At 52.9% G+C, this 22,168-nt stretch carries 21 protein-coding genes and 3 pseudogenes; 11 read left to right on the top strand and 13 right to left on the bottom strand.

Going from position 1 to position 22,168, the window contains the following annotated elements; all coding sequences use genetic code 11:
• The first annotated feature begins 80 nt into the window (after positions 1–80).
• Complete coding sequence (locus RBH20_RS18065) at positions 81–1,469, top strand: DUF6498-containing protein (RefSeq protein WP_306711290.1); 1,389 nt, start codon at positions 81–83, stop codon at positions 1,467–1,469.
• Between the two features lie 940 nt (positions 1,470–2,409).
• Here RBH20_RS18065 and RBH20_RS18060 read toward each other — a convergent pair.
• The 6 genes from RBH20_RS18060 to RBH20_RS18035 all read right to left on the bottom strand — a co-directional run bounded on the left by RBH20_RS18060 (position 2,410) and on the right by RBH20_RS18035 (position 9,597).
• The gene (locus RBH20_RS18060) at positions 2,410–3,246 is read right to left on the bottom strand and encodes a DUF4870 domain-containing protein (protein ID WP_306711288.1); all 837 of its coding nucleotides are present in this window, start codon (positions 3,244–3,246) and stop codon (positions 2,410–2,412) included.
• A 52-nt stretch (positions 3,247–3,298) separates the two neighbouring features.
• Positions 3,299–3,889, bottom strand: a complete 591-nt coding sequence (locus tag RBH20_RS18055; RefSeq protein WP_306711285.1) for a hypothetical protein — start codon at positions 3,887–3,889, stop codon at positions 3,299–3,301.
• Between the two features lie 382 nt (positions 3,890–4,271).
• Entirely contained in the window at positions 4,272–4,766 is a 495-nt protein-coding gene (locus tag RBH20_RS18050; RefSeq protein WP_306711283.1) for a DUF3592 domain-containing protein, read from the bottom strand.
• A gap of 749 nt (positions 4,767–5,515) precedes the next feature.
• Entirely contained in the window at positions 5,516–7,900 is a 2,385-nt protein-coding gene (locus tag RBH20_RS18045; protein ID WP_306711281.1) for a GAF domain-containing protein, read from the bottom strand.
• 543 nt (positions 7,901–8,443) lie between these two features.
• Complete coding sequence (locus RBH20_RS18040; RefSeq protein WP_306711279.1) at positions 8,444–8,974, bottom strand: PH domain-containing protein; 531 nt, start codon at positions 8,972–8,974, stop codon at positions 8,444–8,446.
• Entirely contained in the window at positions 8,971–9,597 is a 627-nt protein-coding gene (locus RBH20_RS18035) for a PH domain-containing protein (RefSeq protein ID WP_306711277.1), read from the bottom strand. Before RBH20_RS18035 ends, RBH20_RS18040 begins: the two co-directional genes overlap by 4 nt.
• Positions 9,598–9,779: 182 nt before the next feature.
• Here RBH20_RS18035 and RBH20_RS18030 point away from each other — a divergent pair, with 182 nt between their 5' ends.
• A complete protein-coding gene (locus RBH20_RS18030) occupies positions 9,780–10,010 on the top strand; it encodes a hypothetical protein (protein WP_306711275.1) in 231 nt (76 codons plus the stop codon).
• A 135-nt stretch (positions 10,011–10,145) separates the two neighbouring features.
• Here RBH20_RS18030 and RBH20_RS18025 read toward each other — a convergent pair whose 3' ends face one another.
• Positions 10,146–10,700: a hypothetical protein gene (locus RBH20_RS18025; protein WP_306711272.1), complete on the bottom strand. Its 555-nt coding sequence runs from the start codon at positions 10,698–10,700 to the stop codon at positions 10,146–10,148.
• Between the two features lie 750 nt (positions 10,701–11,450).
• On the opposite strand from RBH20_RS18025, the pseudogene RBH20_RS18020 reads away from it, so the two are divergent.
• Positions 11,451–11,876: pseudogene (locus tag RBH20_RS18020) on the top strand (hypothetical protein); the annotation flags it as partial.
• A gap of 332 nt (positions 11,877–12,208) precedes the next feature.
• Here RBH20_RS18020 and RBH20_RS18015 read toward each other — a convergent pair.
• Positions 12,209–12,556, bottom strand: a complete 348-nt coding sequence (locus tag RBH20_RS18015) for a helix-turn-helix domain-containing protein (RefSeq protein WP_306711270.1) — start codon at positions 12,554–12,556, stop codon at positions 12,209–12,211.
• 148 nt (positions 12,557–12,704) lie between these two features.
• Here RBH20_RS18015 and RBH20_RS18010 point away from each other — a divergent pair, with 148 nt between their 5' ends.
• The 4 genes and pseudogenes from RBH20_RS18010 (at position 12,705) to RBH20_RS17995 (ending at position 14,608) form a co-directional block, all read left to right on the top strand.
• Positions 12,705–13,055, top strand: coding sequence for a DUF4870 domain-containing protein (locus RBH20_RS18010; RefSeq protein WP_306711268.1), 351 nt, complete (start codon positions 12,705–12,707; stop codon positions 13,053–13,055).
• 485 nt (positions 13,056–13,540) lie between these two features.
• Positions 13,541–13,765, top strand: coding sequence for a hypothetical protein (locus RBH20_RS18005; protein ID WP_373567982.1), 225 nt, complete (start codon positions 13,541–13,543; stop codon positions 13,763–13,765).
• A 202-nt stretch (positions 13,766–13,967) separates the two neighbouring features.
• A pseudogene (locus RBH20_RS18000) lies at positions 13,968–14,135 on the top strand (IS1595 family transposase); the annotation flags it as partial.
• Between the two features lie 293 nt (positions 14,136–14,428).
• Positions 14,429–14,608 carry a hypothetical protein gene (locus RBH20_RS17995; protein WP_306711264.1) on the top strand — a complete coding sequence of 60 codons (180 nt, stop codon included), beginning with the start codon at positions 14,429–14,431 and terminating at the stop codon, positions 14,606–14,608.
• A gap of 328 nt (positions 14,609–14,936) precedes the next feature.
• Here the strand turns inward: RBH20_RS17995 and RBH20_RS17990 are convergent, their stop codons facing one another.
• A complete protein-coding gene (locus tag RBH20_RS17990) occupies positions 14,937–15,230 on the bottom strand; it encodes a hypothetical protein (RefSeq protein WP_306711262.1) in 294 nt (97 codons plus the stop codon).
• A 168-nt stretch (positions 15,231–15,398) separates the two neighbouring features.
• Between RBH20_RS17990 and RBH20_RS17985 the strand changes: the two are divergent.
• Both RBH20_RS17985 and RBH20_RS17980 read left to right on the top strand, forming a co-directional pair.
• Positions 15,399–15,703 (top strand): annotated as a pseudogene (locus RBH20_RS17985) (DNA-binding protein).
• Between the two features lie 877 nt (positions 15,704–16,580).
• Positions 16,581–17,489 (top strand): acetamidase/formamidase family protein, encoded by a 909-nt coding sequence (locus tag RBH20_RS17980; RefSeq protein WP_306711260.1) that lies wholly within the window; start codon positions 16,581–16,583, stop codon positions 17,487–17,489.
• A 214-nt stretch (positions 17,490–17,703) separates the two neighbouring features.
• On the opposite strand, the gene RBH20_RS17975 is transcribed toward RBH20_RS17980, so the two are convergent.
• Entirely contained in the window at positions 17,704–18,177 is a 474-nt protein-coding gene (locus RBH20_RS17975; RefSeq protein ID WP_306711258.1) for an MOSC domain-containing protein, read from the bottom strand.
• A gap of 923 nt (positions 18,178–19,100) precedes the next feature.
• Here RBH20_RS17975 and RBH20_RS17970 point away from each other — a divergent pair.
• Entirely contained in the window at positions 19,101–19,289 is a 189-nt protein-coding gene (locus RBH20_RS17970; protein ID WP_306711257.1) for a hypothetical protein, read from the top strand.
• 339 nt (positions 19,290–19,628) lie between these two features.
• A complete protein-coding gene (locus RBH20_RS17965; protein ID WP_306711718.1) occupies positions 19,629–19,907 on the top strand; it encodes a DUF6516 family protein in 279 nt (92 codons plus the stop codon).
• Between the two features lie 4 nt (positions 19,908–19,911).
• Here RBH20_RS17965 and RBH20_RS17960 read toward each other — a convergent pair whose 3' ends face one another.
• From RBH20_RS17960 to RBH20_RS17950, 3 genes are all read right to left on the bottom strand, one after another.
• Positions 19,912–20,196, bottom strand: coding sequence for a hypothetical protein (locus tag RBH20_RS17960; RefSeq protein ID WP_306711255.1), 285 nt, complete (start codon positions 20,194–20,196; stop codon positions 19,912–19,914).
• A gap of 309 nt (positions 20,197–20,505) precedes the next feature.
• The gene (locus tag RBH20_RS17955; RefSeq protein ID WP_306711252.1) at positions 20,506–20,895 is read right to left on the bottom strand and encodes a hypothetical protein; all 390 of its coding nucleotides are present in this window, start codon (positions 20,893–20,895) and stop codon (positions 20,506–20,508) included.
• Positions 20,895–21,776, bottom strand: a complete 882-nt coding sequence (locus RBH20_RS17950) for a ParA family protein (protein WP_306711250.1) — start codon at positions 21,774–21,776, stop codon at positions 20,895–20,897. The genes RBH20_RS17955 and RBH20_RS17950 overlap by 1 nt, the downstream gene beginning before the upstream one ends.
• Positions 21,777–22,168: the final 392 nt, after the last annotated feature.

Below are 22,168 nucleotides of genomic sequence, written 5' to 3'. Positions count from 1 at the left end.
GACCGGGCTTCGGTTCAGCGGTGCTATCGAATTCGAAGTATGTTTCTTATTCAAGTATAATGAATTGATTGTCCTCACTCATGACCCAACGATTCCCGACCTCCGTCCGCGGTCTGGGCCTAATCGTTGCGAACTGTATTCCGCTGGTCGGAGTCACTGTCTGGGGCTGGGACCTCTGGCTATTACTCATCGTCTACACAACTGAGGCCGCCTGTTCAGTCCTTATTGCAGCTACGAAGGCGTTGTTCGCTAAGCAAGGATCTCCGGGGCGTCCCGGGCAGAACGAGCCGTTACATGAACTTCGGGAGAAACGCGGTGGTTTCCAGATTTATTCGGACTGGTCGCCAATATACCCGCGAAACATCCACTTCGCGCTAATGGTGCTAGGGGTTTGGTTCGGGTTCATCGGGCCAATCAGCCTCGTCTATCTTTTGACGGTCGGACCTACAATTCAGCTCTCAGTGGGCCTCACAGTGAGTATCGTGGCGTTGATTCTCTCACAGGTGGAGGAGTTTGTGGTCGAGTACATTGGCACCGACGAGTACCGCGATGTGTCCGCACAGGAACTGATCCGGACTCCAGCACAGTTGACTTTAGTGCTCCTCTTTGTCGGGTTTCTCACGTTAGGTGGGTCCCGAGCCGGTCGAATGACGTTGCTAACCGGACTCGTCATCGGGAAAACTCTCAGCTCACTCTACCGGTTCTACGTGGATCATATCGGAGAGTCATCTCTCAGCGTCGATCTGGACCTGGCAGATGAGTTGCCCAAAAGCGAACCGCCACCAGAACTCACGGTACCGGAAGAACCGGTAGAGGCTAGTGTTATTGTCGATAAGAAATCGGTTCTCTTGGGAAGTCTCAGCGCCGTCGGGTTCGCACTGATCTCGCGGTTCACAGTTCTCACTGTCGCGGCGTTTGTCATCGCGTTACAGATCGGGAACCCAGTCTGGATCGGACTGGTTTCGGTCGTAGTTCTCTGTATCGTCGGAGCTCATATACTGAGTTTTTACCTACGGTACGGAACAATTGAGTATCAGCGCCGAGGTGAGTTTCTGGTCGCCTACGACCGATTGTTGGAGTCCCCGCAGTGGATCGCTACGGTCGGTCCGGGAACCGATTTCTCCGTGATTAATGCTATCGTCGACCGGCTTCGCGGCACGGGGCGGCTACGGATCGCCGGGGTTGATTCGGTCAACCAAGGTACCGTGCAGTTTGGCCCGCTATCTGATCTCGACGGAGCTATCGAGACGTTGAATCTACCAGTGTACCAAACGGATCGCCCAGACCGAGATCCGACGATCATCGCGGCTGCCGGCGGCTTGTTGCTCTTTTTTCTCGCAGTTCCAGCTGGGCTGCTTCTGGCCCCGGGAGTCGACTCTGGGACAGCCTACGCTTCACTGGTTGTTATCGGACCCTTCGCAGTAATTCACGCGGGTATCTTGTTGTACGTCGCGTTGTCTCGGATCTAAGTGGAACTCCTCGCCGAGCCATCGGTCAACTGTTTCCAATGTCGGATGAATTGACATGGAGTAGTCGAAGAGAATTCAATTGGAGTCCGCGGTTCGGGTACCAGACAGTTTCACCGGGCGTATGATGCACGCCTATGTGGTCCTCAAGCAATTGTGGATCTCGCCACCGGAACCGGCCGTTAGAATCATAAAATATCGGCAGTTCGATTTCTCTCAAGAGAGTGTGTATTGCGGTGTAATTCGGCGTAGCAAACGTAAAATGAAAATTACGACAGAACACAGTCAAGGGGCGGATCCAGTAAAGAAGCCCATCGGTGCCGGTCGTCTGAGGTTGAAACAGTGAACTGAGTTTTTCTGCAGTGACAGTAACACAGAGGTAAGGCCAATGAGTGACCGTCAGTGCCCAGACTGTGACGTACAAATGGAGCAGACAAACATAACCGCAGAAGGTGTAGGCAATCTCTATGTTGAAACTGAGAGAGACGGTGGGATACTTGACCACCTCGGTGTCGGTCAGCAAACGCCACTCCATACATTTCTCTGCCCGGAGTGTGGGTTGACTCGGCTCTACGCTGATCTTTCAGAGTAACCCGCTGCACCTGATCCTCTACGGGGAGACCTGTACTGTGTAGCCAACAACACTCATAACATCCACCCAACGCTGTCAGTACCAGTACGGCCGATACAGTGGTTTAGGACCACAAACCATTCGTCTTTAGCTAATACTCACAGTAATACTATTAGACCGTGATTTCGGTCGAATTTTGGCTTCATACCACACCAGCACGCCCAAATCCACCGATTTTAGCGTTGGTCATCGCGGGATTTGACAAGGAACAGCGCCTCGACTGACGGAATTGTCACCCCTAACACTCACAGTTATAATTATTTGACTGAAGGTTACTATCGGTGTTAGCTAAAGACGGATGACCAGAGTAGACTATTTCGAGGCGCTCATCCTCCACCGAATCAAGTACACGATTGTCGATATCCAGAATGTAGCAAGGAAGACATACATCGCGTCGCCTTGGGGGTATATCGACTGCGTGAACCCCAACGAAACTGCATAGCCGATAGCAGCGACAAGAATAGGGACACCGACGTGCACAAGAACGGATGGCTGTTGGGCGTCGCCCTGCAACCAATCTCCCTTGCTATGAAGATACATTCCAACCACTGTCAGGGGGGTCAAAACCAGTATTAGGCCGACCAGTCCGAAAGCAGAAAGAATCGACACGATATCAGTTGTTGAAGCAAAGAAAACGGCCCAGATGACGAGGGGAGACAGGACAACGTACCCGAATATAATGAGCGGCCATCCACCGGGGAGAGTAACATGGGATTCAAATCGCTCGACAAGGGCTAACGAAAATGGGTACCGCCATGCCGTCCCAAAAATGGCTTTCACCATCGCGATGAGTCCAACAGCGAACGTCCAAACCGTGACAGCGAACCAGAGTGTAAAAAGTCCGGAGATAGCAATACCGGCGACCGTCGACACGGACGACGGAAGAACGGAAACATCGGTAATGCCCTGTCCAGTAAGTTCGGCATACGTGAACAGAGAGCCAAACGAGATAGCTGTTAGCAGCAACACAGTAAGGTGCCAGTCAAGGGCATTGCGGGCGTTTCGCTTTGTGAACTCATCAGTGGCGAGGAGGTACAGGAGTCCAGCTCCGACGATACCGGTTGGAATCGCGAGGAAATGGACGAAGATTCCACTGAGAGAGCGTTCATCAAGCAGTTTGGGTCCGGGCGTAGGTGGTGTGGTGGACATGGGTTGCGTGGAAGGTTTCGAAGTCGTATTGTTGATTTCTGATTCGCTTTGCTTACGTCGACGGCAGGAGGTTCAGTGGGCCATATTTGTCACGAACCCACCGAGCGGTCCGTTCGGTGACGAGCAACAGTATACTCACGAATACCAGGTTGAACGCGGTATCCCAGAGTACAATGTCGCTCTGGGCACCGCTTACGTCAGCACCAATGACTGTGAGGACGCCACCAAGTGCAAGCAGGACGAGGCTCAACTGGAATCCAGCGAGCACAAGGGTGCGGATTCCGGCCGTGTCCGAGAGGGTAAGGAATCCGCGAGTGGAGAGCCGATCCAGCGGGGAGCTTGCGTTCAGCGCGCGTTTGCCCTCGGGTGATATCGGCCAGTCCGACTCCGGATGATTGATGTAGTACAGGCTGATCGAGTCAGGATACGTTTCAGTTGCGACGACATCGATCTCCTGTAGCTCCTGAAGCCGGTTCCGAACCGTGGCCCGACTGACGTCAGGCTTAATGCGCGCATGCAGTTGACGGATCGAAAAGAACGGTCGATCGGACTCAAGCATCGTCTCGACAACGTGTTCTTGCGTGAGCGTGTTGTCGAGGTTCCGATCAATCCGTTCGTCAATCCAGGTTGGAATCGCGGACACGGTATCAGTGGATAATTGACGGGGATAATTAAAATCGGACGAGGATTTCAACCCCATGAACTGCGATTTGATTGCCGTGAAACGGAGTTAGTCCATCTTTAAGAACTGAGAACCCACCGTACTGCGACCGTTTTTGATACAGCTTTTGAAAACACAAACTGAGAGGAGTTCGGTGCCATGCACTAGCTATTTTTTAGCGTTGACACTGACCGACGGTCGCCTATACAGACTAACAAGCGCACCATTGACCTGTTCGAGAACTATTTGATACTAAAGCTCTCAACCGGCTTGGTCGTTGTCAGCAGCAGCAACGCGTGCTATCACTTCGGTAGGTGACCCGCAAACGTACGTACTGACACGGGTAGTGGTTCTATCGGATGGCTCAGATCTTCTTTACAGCGGAAAAAGCTGTAAAGAGAGCGAAAAGCCCCCCAATTCCGATAGCGATGATCGGGGCGTTTGATGTTTCGTTCTTCAGAAACGCATCTCCTGGTTCATCTGGCGACACGTATGCAGTTGTTTGTGTCCCCTGCTCGTAATCTTCGATTTCCGATTCGGCTGCTGATCGTGTCTCATAATTACGCTCAATATTCGCTGGATAGAGTTGTGTCCCGGTGTATCTTGTCCCATTGTACGCGTATTCAAATTCGACTATCGGTTCGTACTCCACACCTGGGTTTGACGATGTGCCACTATCTGTCTCGATACTGAGTTCTGTGACAGTCGCGTCCACCGCAACCGAATTTCGAACTGCTTCGGTCTGCTGGACGTAATCGTATCCTCCATAGCTAGCGATAGCGACACCGATAAGGATGTATAATACTGCTCTCCCCAAGGTATCAGGGCCAGTAACACTGAAGCCTGAATCTTTGGCCATACTACCAGACCCCCTCGTGCTGCTGAATTTCTGGTAACAGCCAACAGCTGTCTCTGAGGCCTCGAAGTAATTGAGGACTGGCTCGCTTATTCGGACGGAAACGTCGGGGCAAGCAGCTTGGGGCCACAGGCCCGGCGTCGTGTCGTAGGAGTGCTCGGTGGTACTCCTGGAGGGCGGAATACACAAGAGACCATCATAGTCGCTGGCCACTAAAACATACATATCAGCGTGTCATAGAATACGTCTCACGCCCCCTACTTGGTGACTTTGGCTTTGCCATCGTCATCTTGGGTGGTGTCGGATTCGCTACCCTGTTGGGTCTGCCAATATCGGCGTCCAGGTTACTGTTTCGGAGAGGAACAGTGTAGTGAGCCGACGCATGATTCTCGATGAGGAGTCGCTGTTGGACATAGCTCTTGCCTCCTCGTCCCTCTCGAAAAGTAGCCTCGATAAGCGACTACTGTCATGCGGTTTCTTTCTTAGCTAAGGACGGATGCACTGTTTTCAGGTTCTATTCAGACGGGAGTCGGCATGGACCAAATGTTGTCGTTCACTCGGAGAGGGTGTCATAGAACGGTTGGCTTGGTTTTCTGATACCGGTCGAGAGAACTGCTGTTGTTACTTTTGAATAGCGGCAATAATTTCTATCTCTCAGACAGCGGTTTTCTGGAAGCTACTGAAGTGTGTGAATCGTTCTATGACACCCTGAGTAGAATACACGGAACTTGCCAGAGTTGAGAGAAACGCTTCTAGCTGTCTGTCCGGAGCGGGGATGCTGCGCCGATGCCTGTAAACTCAATCTGTGCTCCACCACTAGGACTTTCGGTTACGGTTGCACTCCAGTTATGAGCGTCAGCGATTTGTTTGACAATTGAGAGTCCAAATCCAGTCCCACCGCCTGTACTTGTATAACCGTCAGTGAAAATCTGGTCACGCTCTACTGGATCAATTCCGGGCCCATCGTCACTGATAAAGAATCCATTTGTAAGTGTATCAACTGTAACCGTCACGTCGGTACCACCATGGGTCACTGCATTTGCAAAAAGATTCTCAAGCAGTTGGCGGACACGTCCTGGGTCGGCCTCAAATTCAACATCATCATTGATGACAAGTTCAGCGTTAGCGGTTTCTAGAACGTCCCAGCAATCATCGGCGAGTGATGCAAGCGAAACTATCTCAGTGGTATCGATTAATTGTCCCCGTTGTGCGAGTGTGAGCACATCCTGAATGAGCGTTTCCATCCGGTCAAGTGCCCTGTAACCTCGGTCAAGATGATCGACATCAGTCGTCTGGCGAACACCATCGAGTGTCCCTCGTAAGACCTGCAGTGGATTCCGCAGGTCATGAGTGACAGTCTGAGCAAACTCCTCAAGCTGCTGGTTCTGTTTCGTAAGTTTCTGTGTTTGTTCGCGGAGAAGTGCCTCCCGATCGACACGCTCCAGCGCAGTCTCAAGTGTCGAAGCGAGAATCCAGCCGAACCGCTTGTCTGTCCTGTCAAACGCGTCTGGCGTATTGGCTGCGAACACAAGGAGTCCGTGCCCTACCAGTGGATATAGCAGCGCGCTACGGCCTGGGGTATCTGATGGGAGCGCTGGGTGGTCGCTCGCGTCATCCACATATTCTGGCGTCCCTGAATCGTACACTTCCCAAAGGAACGTACTGATGGGGTCGGCATCTGCGCCATGTTCGAAACCATGGTATGTACTGAATTCCGCTGCGAACGTATCAGTCGTAAAGAGTGGTTCCAAGACTTCTTCACGCTCATCTTCTTCGAGGAACCCGGCGAGAGTCGTTCCAAGGATGTCTGCTGCGGCATCAACAGTAAGCTCAATCGTGTTTGTCAGAGTCGTGGTTTGCATTAGAGCACTCGTTCGCTCTTGAAGCAGCGCAAGCCGTTGCTCTCGGTCGAGACGATCAAGCGCACTCTTTGTATTCTCTGCAAGGAGTCGCCCTAACGAGACGTCAGTATCGTCGAAATCACCAGGCTTGGTTGAGTTTGCGAGCAAGAGACCATGCTCCCCAAGTGGGAAGTACAACCCACTCCGGAACACTGTTTCAGGGTTGTATATCTCTTCAGCGTTGTGGATGTCGTCGTACTGTCTGGCCTCTCCAGACTGAAATGTTTCCCAGGCGATTCCATGATCAAAAGTCACTAGTTTGTCGACGAACCGCTGTGTTCGGTCTGACACAGCGACGGGTTTTAGCCCGCCTGCTTGTTCATCGTAGAAGTGGACGCCGTTCAGTTCGAAATTAAGAATCGCGTCTGCTGTGTCGCTAGTGATCTGTGCAACTTCTTGTTTAGTTTTAGCATCATACAGGTCACGCGTCGCTTTGTGAAGCTTCTCAAGACGACGTTCGCGTCGATGACGATCAGTGATATCAGTGAGAGAGAAAACGACACTCTCGACTGAGCCTGCATTCATAATTGGTGCGCCGCTCACAGCGAGTGAACGCTTCGTCCCATCGGGCCATCTGATTGTATGCTGGTCTCGTACCTGTTCACCATCATGCAAGACACGCCTGAACGGTAATTCGGTATCAGGAATTGGATTCCCGTCGGGGTCTCTGATATCCCACGCAGGATCGTTATACGCACGCTCTTCGAGTTTTCCTTGTTCCAATCCGAGCACTGTCTCAGCCCTGTTGTTCGCGAAAATAAACTGACCGTCTCTGTTGAGCTGAACGACACAACTCGGGACAGTCTTCAGCACCTGTTCGAACCGGCGGCGCTCTCGAGTTGCCTCTGTCACAGTTTCGTCGGTTGTGACAACAGTACTGATACTATCTGCTAGCAATTCGTATGGCTCGTCGCTCTCCGTCTTCTGGAGGTAGTCAGAGATACCCGCAGTAACGGCGTCACCGGCGACCGACTCGTTCCCGTACTCGGTGAACAAAATAAATGGGAGGGTAGGGTGGTTACTCTGGATGTGTTCGAACAGTTCGAGCCCAGTACCGTCTGGGAGCTTGTACTCTGAGACGATGCAGTCGTATCTATCGTTGCTCAGAGCCTGCAATGCAGACCCCAACCCAATAACAGTCGTAACCTGTACTTGAGCGTTCACCTGTTCAACTTGTTCAGCTGTTCTACGTGCGAACTCCAAGTCTCGCTCAACGTATAACACCTGAACGGTCATGAAATTAGATTGACCGCAGGCTACTAGAATGTTGCTTCAAATGTAGCCTGAAATGAGTATATATATAATATCAATACAACATCATCCAGTGATTAATTACTGAGTGCGTGGACCACCCACTATCGGGCGGATGCCTATCGCTGATGTCAGCGACTGTCGTCGCGAACGATAGTACGGACTTCTTGCACTGGGAGCCTGTCACTATGGACGGCTGATTTCTCAAGCGGTTCCAATTGTGGTACTCGTGAGGATTCGTCTGAAGCGTTTTGTGCGTTCTACTCGTTTCTAGTCGACCACTATCCTAAGTCCCCGAAAACTATCTTGAAGTGAGCATATTGTCGAGAAGACTCTTAATCTACCAAATCCACCATCGAGCGTAGTTCAGATTTGATTTCCGCCATCTGCTCCGATCCCGTGACGAGCAGTAAGGCTTCAGCGTGGTTGCCACCGCTCAGGGAATGCGATGGCCAGTATCGAATCGTCAAAGCCGTGTACCGACGTCGTGTGAACACGGAAATAGTCTAATGCGTCGCTAGCGAGATGTCACTCGATCTCGGCGCGTATCTCACGAACGACGGACAACACCGACTGCCACTGTGTCGCCGAGCCGGGGATACCGTCCTCGTCACTTCCAGCGCGGTCCGTAATCGCTGCCTGAACTGTCTCGGGATCGTCGATCCGCCGGAACTGCAGATCATCGCCGCCCGCGACTTCGATGGTGACGGTTCCGTAGCCGAAGGCTGAGCCCGTGAGGGACCGGCTGTAACCGGTGTTTTGGACCTTGTTTAGTCCGACGCGATGGACGGTGCGACCGGCTATGCCGTGTTTCAGCCAGACCGCCCGCGTCGTGAGCAGGTACTTCGTCCGTCGTACCCGTAGGATGGCCCACGCCATCACCCCGACGCCAGGAGCGACACCAATGGCCGCTCGTGGGTCCGCGAGCACCGCCGCTGCGGCTGCGAGGGTACACACTGCGATCCCGACACCGACGCCGGGGAGCGCCGCCGAGAGCCGCGGCTGCCCCTCCCAAGCGACGCGCTCGTCGGTGTGCCGGAACCACCAATCGTCGCTCATCGCTCCTCAGAGGCTGTTCTGTCACTGGAGTGCTGTTCCCCGCCGACCGGATCGTTGCCATCGTTGTCGGCCAGTTCCTGACGGATCGCCTGGAGCTCGTGGAGGATCTCGTCTAGCACGTCGCTGGTGTCGGCTTCCTCTGTCCCGTTGCTCTGCTCCCGGTTATCGACCTCTCGTGCGATCAGTTCCTGCACCGACGCCGGATCCGGGATACTGCGGAACTTGAGTTCGACGCCCGATCCGCCAGCCGTGCTGACGTCGACGGAACCGTATCCGAACGACGACCCCAGCGCCGACTGCGAGTAGGAGATATTCTGTATCTTCTCGAATCCGATTTGTTGGACATCGCGAGACAAAATTCCGCGCTTGCTGTAGAGCCCGCGGTTCGTGACGACATAGTTCGTGTTCGTGTACTGGAGGTACGAGGTAACGAGGATCGGAATCCCGATGAGGACCAGCGAAAGCGGGATCCCGATAATGAATGCGGGCACGAGACTGTACTTGTGGGGCGTACTCGCCCACTGAATCGATTCCCCATCTTCGAGTGTGAGCCACTCAAGATCGAGGTCAGCTGTATCAGCTGAATCGCGCTTTGGGGTGTCCTGGAGGGCCGTATTGGACATACATCCGTCATGATGATCGAGTCAGAAAACCATAACGAGTTGCGAGTGACCGACTCGTGTGGCCCAGTATCAATGCTTGACCGAGACTGTTCACGGATACGCCAGAAACGGTCGGTCTATGATATATTCAGGCACACAATATTTATTTAATAAATAGATTTATGTTAGTATAATCTATCGATATGATTGGACCAATTATTGAGGTGATTGTTGAGGTGGCTTTTGAGGTTGTCTTTGAGATCATAATAGAGCCCATTGCCAATGTCATATGGAGGTTCCTGCTTGTTGTGGTCGGCATCGTAACGGCGGCTATCGGTATTACAGTGATTAACGAGTCACCGAAGGCAGGTGGGGCACTAATTATTGTTGGGACGGTCTTGCTGGGAGGGTCACTTGTCTCGTTGTACCGATAATGGATTGATACCGAGACAGGGAGCAGCCGTATTCAATCGGGTGATGCAGACATATTCGTGAAGAACGTAACACAGTCTCGATGCTGTTGATCTGTGCTGTACTCCACACAGTATGGTTAGCAAGTATCGGCGAATTCAAGTGAAAAACCGCCACCCCTGAGCGACACGGAACCACACACCGGACCACAGTGAGACCAGCGCTGGAGCCCCGGGTAGGTTGCTGTCGCGGACTGCAAGATACTTGACCGTCACGACCCCGGTACACAGGAGCGCCGCGAGTTCAACTGATCCGAAGACCAGTTCCTCGAAGGTCTCGCCGCCGTAAGCCTGTACTATTGGGACAGCGAAGTATACGATCTGGGAACCACCACCCAGTAGAATCAATCTTGATGGAACCCAGGTCGCGTCGGTCGCTCTCACACGTCGTCGGTCCAGCACCAGTCCCGCAACGTAAACCGGTGTATAGAGGTGGCCCAGCCCGAGGAACAAAAGCATCAGCCCTCCGGGGAACAACGGAATAAACTTCGGTAGGCCGAAGGCTGTCGTTGCGGTGCTGATGAGTGCAAATAAGAGCACGGCGGCTAGAGCTCCGGTTGTCAGAACTGGATGGACGGCAAGCACAGTGGCCCACCGCCACGATGCGTTCACCTCGTCGGTGGCCAATGTATGCAAGTCTTTGATTCTCGACATAATTAACCGTTGTTCCAGCCTGTGGGCTGATTTATTGCATGCCGACCAGACTGGGCAGCCGGTGACGCGAAAGGAGGTGCGAAGGGCGCATGAAAGCCGATCGTCTGTCCCCCTGATAGTGCTCCACCTTGGCTCCTCGTCGGAATCATATAGGTCCCCCCAGTCGAGTCCTTTCTCTGGGTCGACTCATCGAGAACATTTGCTCTATTCCTCCTCTTTCCGTCTCTTGCCATCATCGCTATTGTATTGTTCTCTCTGACGCAACTCGGTCTATTCTGGCTCTAAAACAGGGGAAAGACCGAAGCATTACGTGAGAGAACTACCTCCGAGTCGGTGGGAGGCCGGCCGCCATCACAAATCCGTGGCGACGACCGAACCGGAATTAGAATCCAATTCAACAAACAGACTACCGGTAGTATTGATGGCAGTCATCTGTGCAAGCAGTCGGCTATTCACCCGCTAGATGTGTCGGTGAGAAAATAGGGTATCGTCGGCATCGCTGACGGAGGCACCACGCCAGACAATATGACCTCCTGAATCGATTGCGACCAAGTTTTTACCCCGCTCATATTGGTACGTCGAGTCAGAAACACCATCCGAATGCGGGTCAAGAACAACCCCCACACCGTGTTCAAACGGGAGTGTAGACCAAATCTGATTGGGAAACCGCTTTTCAGTGCCTGTCCCGACAACTTTACCACGATAATCTACCTGTATATCCTCACTCAGGTCAGTTGCACGGTGGTCTCGATGAGCGGCGTCCAGCCCGAGGCAACGTCCGAGTCTATCGGTTCTGTGGGGACAGAGCTGATATCTCCGGTGAGGCGTTCACCTACGTCCGGTGGCCCGACGAAGTGGACCGAGACGATGGCGTGTTCGAGTTTACGATTTGCCGGGATTGTGCGCTTCAGGACCGCGACAACTTCGAGCAGGCGGCGTCGCTCTTCCACGAAGCAGATCGAGACCATCTCCTCACCTGCGACGTCTGTGGGGCCGTTGTTGCGCGTCGGCTAGTACTCGCCATCCAGCAGCAGAGACGTATCGGCTCGCAAGCGTCATCCCTTGGTCAGTGAATATCAACGGCTTCGACGGAACAGCGACCTCTTGCACTGAGTGCGGTCCCATCATGCCGATCGACTGCGTGAAACGCTTGACCGGACATACGACGAGGAAGTGTCTCAGTAGATTCCTCTAAGCATTTTTTGAAACAGTTGAGGTTCGTGGTGTCCAGAGGCCATATAGTATCAAACATAGCCCAATAGTCTGGTTGATAGCACTAATCGCATAGAAAATAGTTTCCTCTGCTACTGGGAATATGAACACGAATAACAACAGAGTGGGCGTCAAGAGTACAAAAATAAACCCGACAGTAACGAATAACATTGGCCGCTGACCATTCCGAAGATAGCCGCGCATAGCAATGTATGTAGTACCAACCCCGAGTGCAAGGGCTATGAGTGAAAAGACTAAGCCAACGATTGCAAGCGGGTGCCACGAACCCGTTTCTATCATTGATCCCTCACTTGGTTTATAAACTCGCTGAAACGGTCAGCCATTCGTTCCCGCTTACTGATAGTCACATTAGCATCCTCTTCAGAAATGCCAATCACAATCTGAGTTGGATCGGCGCTATAAATCTGAAAATGGTGGCCGTCTTCATCGTATTCCATTTCTGTATCTAACAGACCATATGACGAGAGTTTGTCTGTCCGACGATAGACTGTCTGTGTCGATATATTACATATCTCACTCAATTCATCAGCTGACATTGGCCGTTTCATTGTTTCTTGGAGAATTGTTCTCGCATATTCATCGCTTAGGATGTTCAAGATGCCACTCAACTCTTCGTCGGTCATCGTGTCTATATATCTCTGAGACGCACTCTACCTGCCATTGCTATTCAGATCCATGTTGGAACGGAACATAACTTGTAACTCACAGTTCCACAACTTGGAATTGTGTCTGATCTTTCTTATTGCCTCTGTGAATAGATATGGTGTACTTATGACCGCGAGCGCCACTGGAAAGGAGAGTAATCGTAATCAAAATACTGCTATTGCAGCACTGGTTCACATCGCCGGACTGCTGTTTGGCTTTTTTCCCATCGCCTTTGTGTATTTAGTATCGGATGAGAACTTTATAAAAGCGAATGCAGCTAATGCATTAAATTGGCACGTTCCCATGTCTTTGGTCGCTGTGTTCGTTGCTATAACCGGCATCGTAGTGAGTGAGCTTATTGGTGTAGCATTGGCAATACTCATAGCGGTAGCAACGATTTGCTTTGCGCTTATCGCGAGCATGAAAGCGTATCAAGGCCAAGCATGGAAGTATCCGATATTCTATCAGATGATCTGATACTCTTTGACCGGCGGTTCCACGCCACACTGTTCCCGATTGGCTACAAATCGTTCAACTCACTTTTAGCTGAACTCACTGTCCGCTTCACAGTCTTATTGAGCAGGTATTTCAGCCAACACAGTGAGTAAAAACCCTAGGGAGTTGCAAGTGCCCGTGGAGTCAGTACAATCCCGACAAGGAATGCAAACACGGGAAGCGAGTCGCCTTCGCGACCGGCAAGCGACCCATCCCGCAGTGGGTGTACGACGACGCTCTCGACGACCAGTTCGGTTGTTGTCAGTAGCAGCAATGCGTCCTATCGCTTCCGGTATTTCGTTCGGCTACACGCTGTTGAAAATCCGGCTCGGTATGGATGGGAATTATTCGGGTATTGTGGGTGTCCAGACGCTCGAGCTGTCAATAATGACTGAGCTGCGAATCGGTCTGACTTCCTGTGGATATGTCCCAACTGGTAAATGGCAGTCAAGAGTCTATCAGGTGAAATGGGCTTGCTAGACTCGTTCGGCATGTTAGTCAGTAGTGTTATCGCATCAATGGTTTTGCTGGTGTTCGGCATCATTAGTTACTTCATCACTGTGTTCATCGTTCAGGTGGGTGCAGGGTTAGCCGGCTATTCACCCGGTGGGGATTTCGTCGCGCTTTCGGCTGCGATACTCGCTACGGGCGCCATCGTTGCCGGTTCGACCCCGATTGCAATCACTGAGTGAGATCAGCGAATAGAGCGGTCTGTCCTCGGTGAGAATCCATCGGAGACATTTGTTGATTCTAATTCTGTCGACCGTTTGTTACACTCCGTACTGAGCAATTCAAGTCGCTGAAATCGTGTGCCGAACCGGTGACCGATACGCGCTCTGTATGTAGCAGCCGTTCATCATCTACTCAACTATTCTTTAGTTATGACATTATTTCGTGGTGTCGGCTCAAGAGCGAAGTAACTACGAAGATGACCCTAAGCCGGTAATAAGGGGTGACGGCCTTCCCCAGCCGCTGGGAGTAGTCTAGACTGACGGTCTGCCAGCTTACCAAGGCATAGGGTACGACCATCGATACGTCGTCCACGATGAAAGATGCGTCTCTTGGGCGAAAGCATACAGACCTAGAGGACAACAGCCGCGAGTGCCGGCACTGTTAGCAGTAGTGAGACACGCTGAACTCCAAAGCTATCACCAGTACTGGCTACCAGTAGTGTCAGTATCACCGTGAAGAGCGGGAAGACGATACAGCCAGTGAGAACAGCGATCAACGCAACAGACGAGACTTTCGCTACCGTTGGATCATGCGTTGGGAAAATCTGAGTGGAACTGTCTCAAGCTATAGAAGTATTCCTCACGAAATCATGCCATATGTCGATTTCTGTCGTGACCCTTGCGATGGCTACACCTGCAGAGGGTGTGGATAATTCAGGCGAGGTCAGTTCCACGGCCGGGGGAGAGTCTGGTGGTCTCGGCGAGTCAATCAGTGATATGGCCCCTGGCAGCAGTGAGGCCGGGGTCGCAGCAAATGCGACTTCGGCCGCAAACGGGGCCGCGGACAATGCCCCTGACAGATAAACACGCAGTGGTTTCAACAATTGGATTTGATCGAGATAGTAGCAGAATACCGCCTCGTCGCTGACCGCTTCTTTTGAGTTCTCTAAGCAGGTGTAACCACCGTTTCATCGTATGGTGTCGACAAGGGAATCAGATTGTTAGGGAGTGAGTGGGTCGCTGGGTTGTGGCTAACCAAGACCACCGTGAAGAAGTTCGAGATGTCTTGTTGCACACCGCCTCCTCGTTCCTCTCAAAAGTACCCACAATAAGCCGTCGCAATCACATCGGTCCTTTCTTAGCTAAAGACGGATGAGAGCAAATACTTAAACCGGACACCCACAGCTCCTGTCTATTCGGGATGTAGCTGCCGTTGAGCTTCTATTGCTCCATTTTGACGAATCCGGACTTCATGCGTCTCAACAGAAAAACGAACCTCGGTAAACTGTCGCCCCGCTACTGCCTGAAGCCCGTTGCAGAGCGACTCCGCGTCAACATACTCGTCCAGTACTGGTACGTCATCAGTAGATAACTTCTCCAGAACCTCTGCAAGCTCTACGATGAGCTCGGTGTCGCCATCCCAGTGATGAACTGCAAGCGTTTCCCAGTTCTGAGGAAGCGATGGAGTAGCAGCACTCTCTGACATACCTGTACTTGGATACATGCGTACATGAAAATATCGTCCTAAGTATCAGCAGTGATAACCACACAAAATAAGTTAAACCAAGTAATCGACTTCCGGTCACGCGCGCCTCCGACTTTTCTCCATGTCTTGTCCCAGTCTGGGCCAGAGGCATCCCGCCGGAGGCCACCAATGACGACCCACTACGCACTGACGGGCTTCCGGCGCGATATGCTGGAAGCCAGCGCCGCGGTCAACGAGGATCCCTACGGTTTCGCGCCCAAGCACTACCTCGACGAGCGCTACGCCGGCCCGATTAATCACAGTCGTCCCTACTAGAAGCTCGAACGGAACATCATCAATCGCGACGAACTTGACGCTCGCACGAGCGGTATACGTTGACTGACGCTGGCACACAACTACTCCAACGGCAGGCAGACACACTCGCAGGCCTGCATGAGTGGCCCCACCCTGTCGCTACTGGGGGTGAGAAATAATGCCCCAACAATCTACAGAGCGCCGTCAAACAGTACCTCAAAGTGGGAACCCAGTCGGTTGATGTTGTCAGAGGCACGTGATTACTGGGCAGGTGATTACCGACTGGTACCCTGCCAGAATATATGCAGCACTCTTTCATAATTGTTGTTGTCGGGGAGTTCAAGTCGGTATCGTTCACAGTACAGCCACCCGCCAAAACCGGCGAGAGACTGTATTGCGTGCCTCTGACAATTCCCCAGGACAAAGTGAAAAGCTTTGTTCTGGTACTACGGGTATAGTTAGTCAGTACAATTATAACTTTTGCCTCGCGTTTTGAACGGAATACGCCTCTCGACAGCTTGAAAATCAGGCTCTGGGCTGTGGGAGAGAGATGGGAGAAATGGAGAGTATGTATGGCACTTCGGTGCCTGTGCCGGACCTTATTCGACCGCTGTGGAGTGGTTTCCGAAGGCACTCATTCATTCAGGCCCGCAGCCGTCCAGCCACGACGAGCGGCGTCACACCCGTTGTGGTGGAGTCGTCACCCTAACCCTGTGCCACGCACGACTAGAATCTGAATCGACGCCGTTGGACGTGGTGGCACGTGCCCTGCCGCCGCCGACGCCGCTGTCTACTAGTTGCAGGAACCGGGAGCGACCTATCTTTTTAGCAGTGAGTGCGTAATCATAAGACGAACGGAGCGACCACAGCGATTCCAGTGGTCACAACAGGTGTGACAGATCCGTCTCACCACTGAATTAGACCTGTCGAGCCCGGGTAGGCGTCGGCTGGATGGATAGCCCGGTCCGCTCCAGTTTAGGGATGGTTTGGCTTTTTGACAGCGCGTACCAGCACATCGGGGAGGCTTTTTGTGGCATTTGTCCGAAGAGATCCCATATGGCACGTCGAAGCATCTCATACGATGAGGACGGTCACATCTACGAGTTTTCTCCGGAGATGGATCCCGTCTATACGGCTACTGACGGGGAGTCGCTCACAATCGAGACTATCGATAGTCTCAATAAAACGATTCAGACTGACGACGACCTCCTTGATTCGATTCCCGAAGAAGTAAACGCAGCGACCGGCCCAATCGCGGTAGAGGGTGCTGAACCGGGTGACCTCTTGGAGGTCGAAATAGAAGCGGTTCGGGTCAACGAGGGTCAGGGTCGGGTCGTCACGACGCCGGACTTCGGATTGCTACAGGACGACGAGGAGATTGAACACCCCGCTACCCGAATCACTGAAGTCGACGGCGACACAATTGAATTCGACGGTCATGAGATTCTGATCGAGCCTGTAATCGGGACAATCGGTGTAGCTACCGCAGAAGAGAGCATCACAACATTGACCCCCCACAACCACGGTGGGAACCTCGATACCACCGATATGACCGGCGGTACCACTGCTTATTTCCCCGTATTTCAAGATGGGGCAATGTTGGCGATGGGCGACTCCAAGGCCGCTATGGCCGATGGAGAAATGTGTGGAACAGGTGCCGAAATTGGGACCGAAATCGATGTCACGGTTTCAGTGATTTCGGACCCCGATATCGGACTTGACCGTCCCATTGTGGATACGGGTGAGAACATCAAATCAATCGCCAGCGCCGACACGATGGAAGAAGCAGTCAAATTGGCTAACAGTGATGTCCTCGACCTCTTGCAAGCCGATCACGACATATCAAAGACCGAGGCGTACCTCTTTTCGAGTCTCGTTGGCGGACTCGAAATAAGCCAAGTCGTCGATCCGCTCGTAACCGTGCGGAACTCCATCCCCGCAGAGCACTTGTCACTCCCGTTCTGATTCACGTGTTGGTTTCATCATAACACGAACGGAGCGACGACAGCGATGTGCTCGGTCACAACAGGTGTGACGCCACGTCTCGGTCAGATAGGCCTGCTACATAACCTCGGAGACTGGTTTTGATGCGTGCCTCGATTCTGATTGAGTACCATCGAAAAAACCGCGTCGTCAGAGATCGGTCAGAATATCAGCCAACTATGGACAGTTCCGCTTTCTACCAAATGACGTCGTCACCGACACTAATCTCCCCAGATTCGATGATCCATGCATCGAGACCCCCACGGTGTGTGAGTGCCTCCGCAGCGTTGGGTTGGTCCGCGAGGGACTCCATGTAGCCGCAGGGCTCACACAGACCAGTTCCCTCAAGCACTGCCTCGCCGACTTGGAAGCGTTCCCCAACGAGGTGGTTGAGTGGGACCCCTCGCGTCGTGATATTCCGACGGTGTGCGCCGGGTTCGAAGTCTACGTTGTAATCTTCAGCCGCAGCGTCCAGTGCTTCAGCCTCGATAAGGGTGATGTCACTCGGTTCAAGCTCCTCTCGTTCGTTGTAGATTCCATCGCCTTTGAAATATCGATCCCCTTTGAGACCCCGGCCTGCGACAGCTTCGACGGAATCTCGTGATTTCGGGCCTCCACCCGTTTTCGGGGCTGTATGGATATGCTTGACTGAACCAACCAAGTTTCCCATAGTTGATGGTTGTCCTTCTTGACTCATATCTACTGCTACTTCTTAGGGGAGATCGGTCTCCCTCGATTGAAGAATACAGCCCTCGTTCAAAGACTACAGCGCATAGACGGGGACGGTTGGCTGAACACACTCTCTGTATTGGCCATAATCGGGCTAGGACTTGCTACCCGCTGAGAAGTTCAACAGAGCCAACGACGACAAGCGAAATAGCGGGCAACAGCCATCCGGATGAAGTACCTGAAAGGCACGTCCCCTTCGGACGCCGGGTGTACTGTCTGCGAGAATTCTGACCAGCCGCTTGAGAAGAAAAGGCGCTGGTTTGTGACCGGCCTTGATCGCGGCCCACGTGGCTAGCCAACACAACCGACCACCGGGCGTATGTTGGTTAACGTATGTCTGACTGCTCCCATGCCAAGACGGCACTCGAAACGGGGGAGTGTGGATTGGATAATTTGCCTCCCTCTCGTCTCGAGTAAGTCACTTGTTTCGCGAAATGATCATCTCTACAGAACTGCTGCTGTTATGCGAACCAACGCTCCGGTGACTGCTCTGGTCTGGTGGTTAGCTTTCAGTGAACCCGTGCGAGGCAGCTTTCATTTGCTGCTTGTTCTGTTCGGGGACGGGTCAGTTCCATCTACAAGCAGGGGCTGACCGATCAGGATATCGGGATACCATCCAACAAGATTGATCTGTTTATAGCCAATTGTAAAACCTCTAAAGAATTTTGAGACGGTTTCTCACCGTCGTAAAAAGTGCTAAACTATCCGGTAGACAGTGAAGTGAATCAAATATACGCTGATGGTCTGCGCTTTATATGGGGATGCCAGTGCATTAGAGTAGTACGCGAAACTCCAATGTCGACCTCCGATTCCTCTCTCCCACGCCCACCTGCTATCGAATCGAGCTTCCGACCACCGTTGGCGATGCTCGTCGAAACAATCGTCTCCGTCTTCCAGGGAATCGCCTTCTGGGCGAGTATCCCACTCCCATTTGTTATTGTGGGTATACTTGCGACGGACATTGTTACAGCACAGCCTCTACTGACCGGTGCACTGACTGTATTGAATATCGTCTGTGCCGTCCTCGGCCATACCTACTCCCCGACCGCATGACCTTCTCGATACCCCGCACCAGCGACTCTAACCAGCAGTTTTCAAAAACAGCGCTGTTTTGTCCAACCTGCGAGCACGCCAGCCCGATTGACGGAGACTGGATCATGGACGATTCAGTCCACTCCGACCGCCTGCTCTGTCCCCGCTGTAGCACTGTCGTCATTGACCAGCCCCAACTGTAGCGCTGGTGTCTCCCCCGTGCTCAGCACTGTGATGACCGCACTCTCGCTTGGGTTAAACCTGGCATCGGAGACTGCGAAAGTGTCACGAGTAGTTAACGATCAGTGGTATTGTGGTGCGTACCAACACCTGTGACAGGGAGACGATGCACAGCAACTTATCAACGTCACACGGGACTTCGGCGACCGCTCCGTTGAGATCACTGCCTATCAGGTCCACATATCCGACTGCTATCCAGAGGGCATCAAGTACTCGATGCAGTACGGGAACGCAGCCGGCGAGACCATCATCCTGTATAATAACCTTCCCAACCATCCCGATGCAGCACACCATCACAAGCATCGTGCTGATAGCACGGTTGTCGACGTCAAGTTTGATTGCCACCAACCACTCTTCCAGCCGTTCAAATCAGAGGGGGTTGATCAGGGCCACACCTAGTAATTCAAGCACGACCGGCCGCACGCACCGTATCCGATTCCAAGAGAGTAGTGACGATGGTCTTGAAGATACCCTCGCTGCACTCGATCGATGCGGAACGCCTGACCCACATCTCGAAGTCGTGTATCACGACCCAGCTGATGTCCATCGAGTCACTCGACCAAAGTCGCTCGAACTCTTGCGGGCGATCGTTCAGCACGACCCTGACAGTATCCGCGAGACAGTTCGCCTCGTTGAGCGAGATGTGAGTCAGGTTCACCGAAACCTGACCGAACTTGAGGAGCTTCACTTAGTCGAGCTCGTCGACGACGGCCAATCGAAGCGACCGTCAGTTTGGTACGAGGCAATTGATATCGATTTGCCGCTCGTGACACCGGATGTCGGGTCGGACGAAGCGACGGCATGGTTGCTAGTACTGGCACTCTGTTTTGGCTGGCTTCATCAATTCAAATCGCATCCAGGCGGGTACTTACTGGAGCGGTATCCTGAGATTCGGGAGTCATATTTCTGGCGCAGCGGGTTCAGGAAAGTCGGGTACTACGTGGAACAGCGAGTGTGGTGTCGGAGGAAGTAGTTGAGCGGCATATCGAGGTGAGGCTCACTTTTTCCGTCCGTTTTTGACCAGTTCAGCGAGCCGTTGTGGGTGTTCCATAGCGAGTTTGAGGAGTGCCTCATGATACTCCCGCTTCGGGATATCCCGCAGGCCAGCGTCGCGGAGTTCGCGCTTCACTTCGAAGTCAAGCATATCCTCGAACTCGTCCCACGTATCTGAGCGTGGGTAAATAGCCTCCTGAGAAGCGTCGTCATAGGGAAACGCCGGTCGACGTTTCCAATCGTCACTGTTGTCTGTAGACTGTTCGGACTGTCGGCGGTCGGTCTGAGTCGTATCTGGCATCGCTCTTGATTCCGCCTCAACCGCATCGTCAGCAGTGTCAGCATTGTCACCGTCCTGCTCGGCCGCGGCATCTTCGAGATCGTCGAAGCCCATCAGCGACGCACCTCCCCGGTTTCGACGATTTGTGCGAGTTCGTCGTAGCACTGGAGTTGATCACACTCGGCATCGTAGTCACGCAATGGCACGCCCTCGTCGTTTGCATTGTCGATGGCCGCGCGGTGGCGGATACCCGGCAAATCGCCATCATATGAGCCGTTGTCGATGGCGTCCCAGTCCTCCGGTGGAATGTACGCGTAGTTGGGAACGTGCTTTGCGACGGCTTCACGGGTCGTCATCTCTCGCAGAAGTTGGCGGTCACGTGTCTCTTGGTCGATGCGGCCGCTGAGGTCTGTCGGCGTGACGGCGAGGATGTCGAGGTCGAAGTACTCACGAGCCTCGATGACTAGGCGCTGGACCGTATTCGTAAGGCCGGTCTCGTAGCCGTTCTCCGGCCGCAATGGAATGATGATGTTCCCCGTTGCGTACATCGCGTTGTCGTTGAGTTTCCCGCGGTTCGCTGGACAGTCGATGATTATGTAGTCGTAGGTTTCGCCAAGCAATTCGCTGACGAGTTCTTCTTTCAGGCGTGTCGTCCCCATTGTTGCCTCCTTGAGCCCGGACTGGACATCCTCCAGGTCGACGTGCGCAGGGAACAAATCGAGACCATCGCTCACCTGCGTAATGTAATCGTGTGGGTCCGCGCCGTCGAGTAGTACATCAGCGGCGTGGTTTGTGTTCCAGCGTTCACCCCGATACGCGTCGTCGTGACCGAGGATGAGCGTCATATGGCCGTTATCATCAAGGTCGACCAGCAGCGCGCGCTTGTTCCGGTGTGCAAGTTCGCGCGCTAGGTTGATTGCTGTCGTAGTCTTGCCGAAACCGCCTTTGAGGACGCCGACGCTGACTGCACGTGGCGTCATTGCATCACCACTCATAGCTAACTGAACCACCTTAGGTGACTTAGCTATTTTGCCTTATTTACCTGAGTTACCTCAGGTACCTGAGTTTTTCGACGTAGATTAGGTCGGAGTATATAATGACACCGACGGATAAGCTAACCAACACAGTCCCGATATTACCCCGAAATGGTATCAGTGAATGAACGGTGAGGATTACGCCCCGGGACTCTGTCAGCGCTGGAACGCATTGCCAGCAATGGCCAAGACCAGAACGCTCACTGATGACCCAGTCCTTGTCGTGAAAACTGGTACTGTATCGAAACCCAGCATTTGATCTGTTATATGATGCATCAGAAGAGTAGCAGAGATCGGAACAATCGTCGCTCACAGATTACGAGAACCAGCCGGTCTTGAGTGATTCAGTTCCA

Source organism: Haloarcula sp. H-GB4, from assembly GCF_030848575.1.
Classification (GTDB): Archaea; Halobacteriota; Halobacteria; order Halobacteriales; family Haloarculaceae; genus Haloarcula.
This window is presented reverse-complemented; position numbering and strand designations above follow the sequence as displayed.

What these genes read in the sequence shown, in the direction of transcription:
- RBH20_RS17950 (WP_306711250.1), bottom strand. Translation starts at nt 21,776, where the DNA reads ATGAGTGGTGATGCAATGACGCCACGTGCAGTCAGCGTCGGCGTCCTC.
- RBH20_RS18050 (WP_306711283.1), bottom strand. Translation starts at nt 4,766, where the DNA reads ATGGCCAAAGATTCAGGCTTCAGTGTTACTGGCCCTGATACCTTGGGG.
- RBH20_RS18030 (WP_306711275.1), top strand. Translation starts at nt 9,780, where the DNA reads ATGATTGGACCAATTATTGAGGTGATTGTTGAGGTGGCTTTTGAGGTT.
- RBH20_RS17975 (WP_306711258.1), bottom strand. Translation starts at nt 18,177, where the DNA reads ATGGGAAACTTGGTTGGTTCAGTCAAGCATATCCATACAGCCCCGAAA.
- RBH20_RS17955 (WP_306711252.1), bottom strand. Translation starts at nt 20,895, where the DNA reads ATGGGCTTCGACGATCTCGAAGATGCCGCGGCCGAGCAGGACGGTGAC.
- RBH20_RS18040 (WP_306711279.1), bottom strand. Translation starts at nt 8,974, where the DNA reads ATGAGCGACGATTGGTGGTTCCGGCACACCGACGAGCGCGTCGCTTGG.
- RBH20_RS18065 (WP_306711290.1), top strand. Translation starts at nt 81, where the DNA reads ATGACCCAACGATTCCCGACCTCCGTCCGCGGTCTGGGCCTAATCGTT.
- RBH20_RS18025 (WP_306711272.1), bottom strand. Translation starts at nt 10,700, where the DNA reads ATGTCGAGAATCAAAGACTTGCATACATTGGCCACCGACGAGGTGAAC.
- RBH20_RS17980 (WP_306711260.1), top strand. Translation starts at nt 16,581, where the DNA reads ATGGCACGTCGAAGCATCTCATACGATGAGGACGGTCACATCTACGAG.
- RBH20_RS18035 (WP_306711277.1), bottom strand. Translation starts at nt 9,597, where the DNA reads ATGTCCAATACGGCCCTCCAGGACACCCCAAAGCGCGATTCAGCTGAT.
- RBH20_RS18005 (WP_373567982.1), top strand. Translation starts at nt 13,541, where the DNA reads ATGGGCTTGCTAGACTCGTTCGGCATGTTAGTCAGTAGTGTTATCGCA.
- RBH20_RS18010 (WP_306711268.1), top strand. Translation starts at nt 12,705, where the DNA reads ATGACCGCGAGCGCCACTGGAAAGGAGAGTAATCGTAATCAAAATACT.
- RBH20_RS18060 (WP_306711288.1), bottom strand. Translation starts at nt 3,246, where the DNA reads ATGTCCACCACACCACCTACGCCCGGACCCAAACTGCTTGATGAACGC.
- RBH20_RS17990 (WP_306711262.1), bottom strand. Translation starts at nt 15,230, where the DNA reads ATGTCAGAGAGTGCTGCTACTCCATCGCTTCCTCAGAACTGGGAAACG.
- RBH20_RS18045 (WP_306711281.1), bottom strand. Translation starts at nt 7,900, where the DNA reads ATGACCGTTCAGGTGTTATACGTTGAGCGAGACTTGGAGTTCGCACGT.
- RBH20_RS17970 (WP_306711257.1), top strand. Translation starts at nt 19,101, where the DNA reads ATGCTCGTCGAAACAATCGTCTCCGTCTTCCAGGGAATCGCCTTCTGG.
- RBH20_RS17995 (WP_306711264.1), top strand. Translation starts at nt 14,429, where the DNA reads ATGGCTACACCTGCAGAGGGTGTGGATAATTCAGGCGAGGTCAGTTCC.
- RBH20_RS18015 (WP_306711270.1), bottom strand. Translation starts at nt 12,556, where the DNA reads ATGACCGACGAAGAGTTGAGTGGCATCTTGAACATCCTAAGCGATGAA.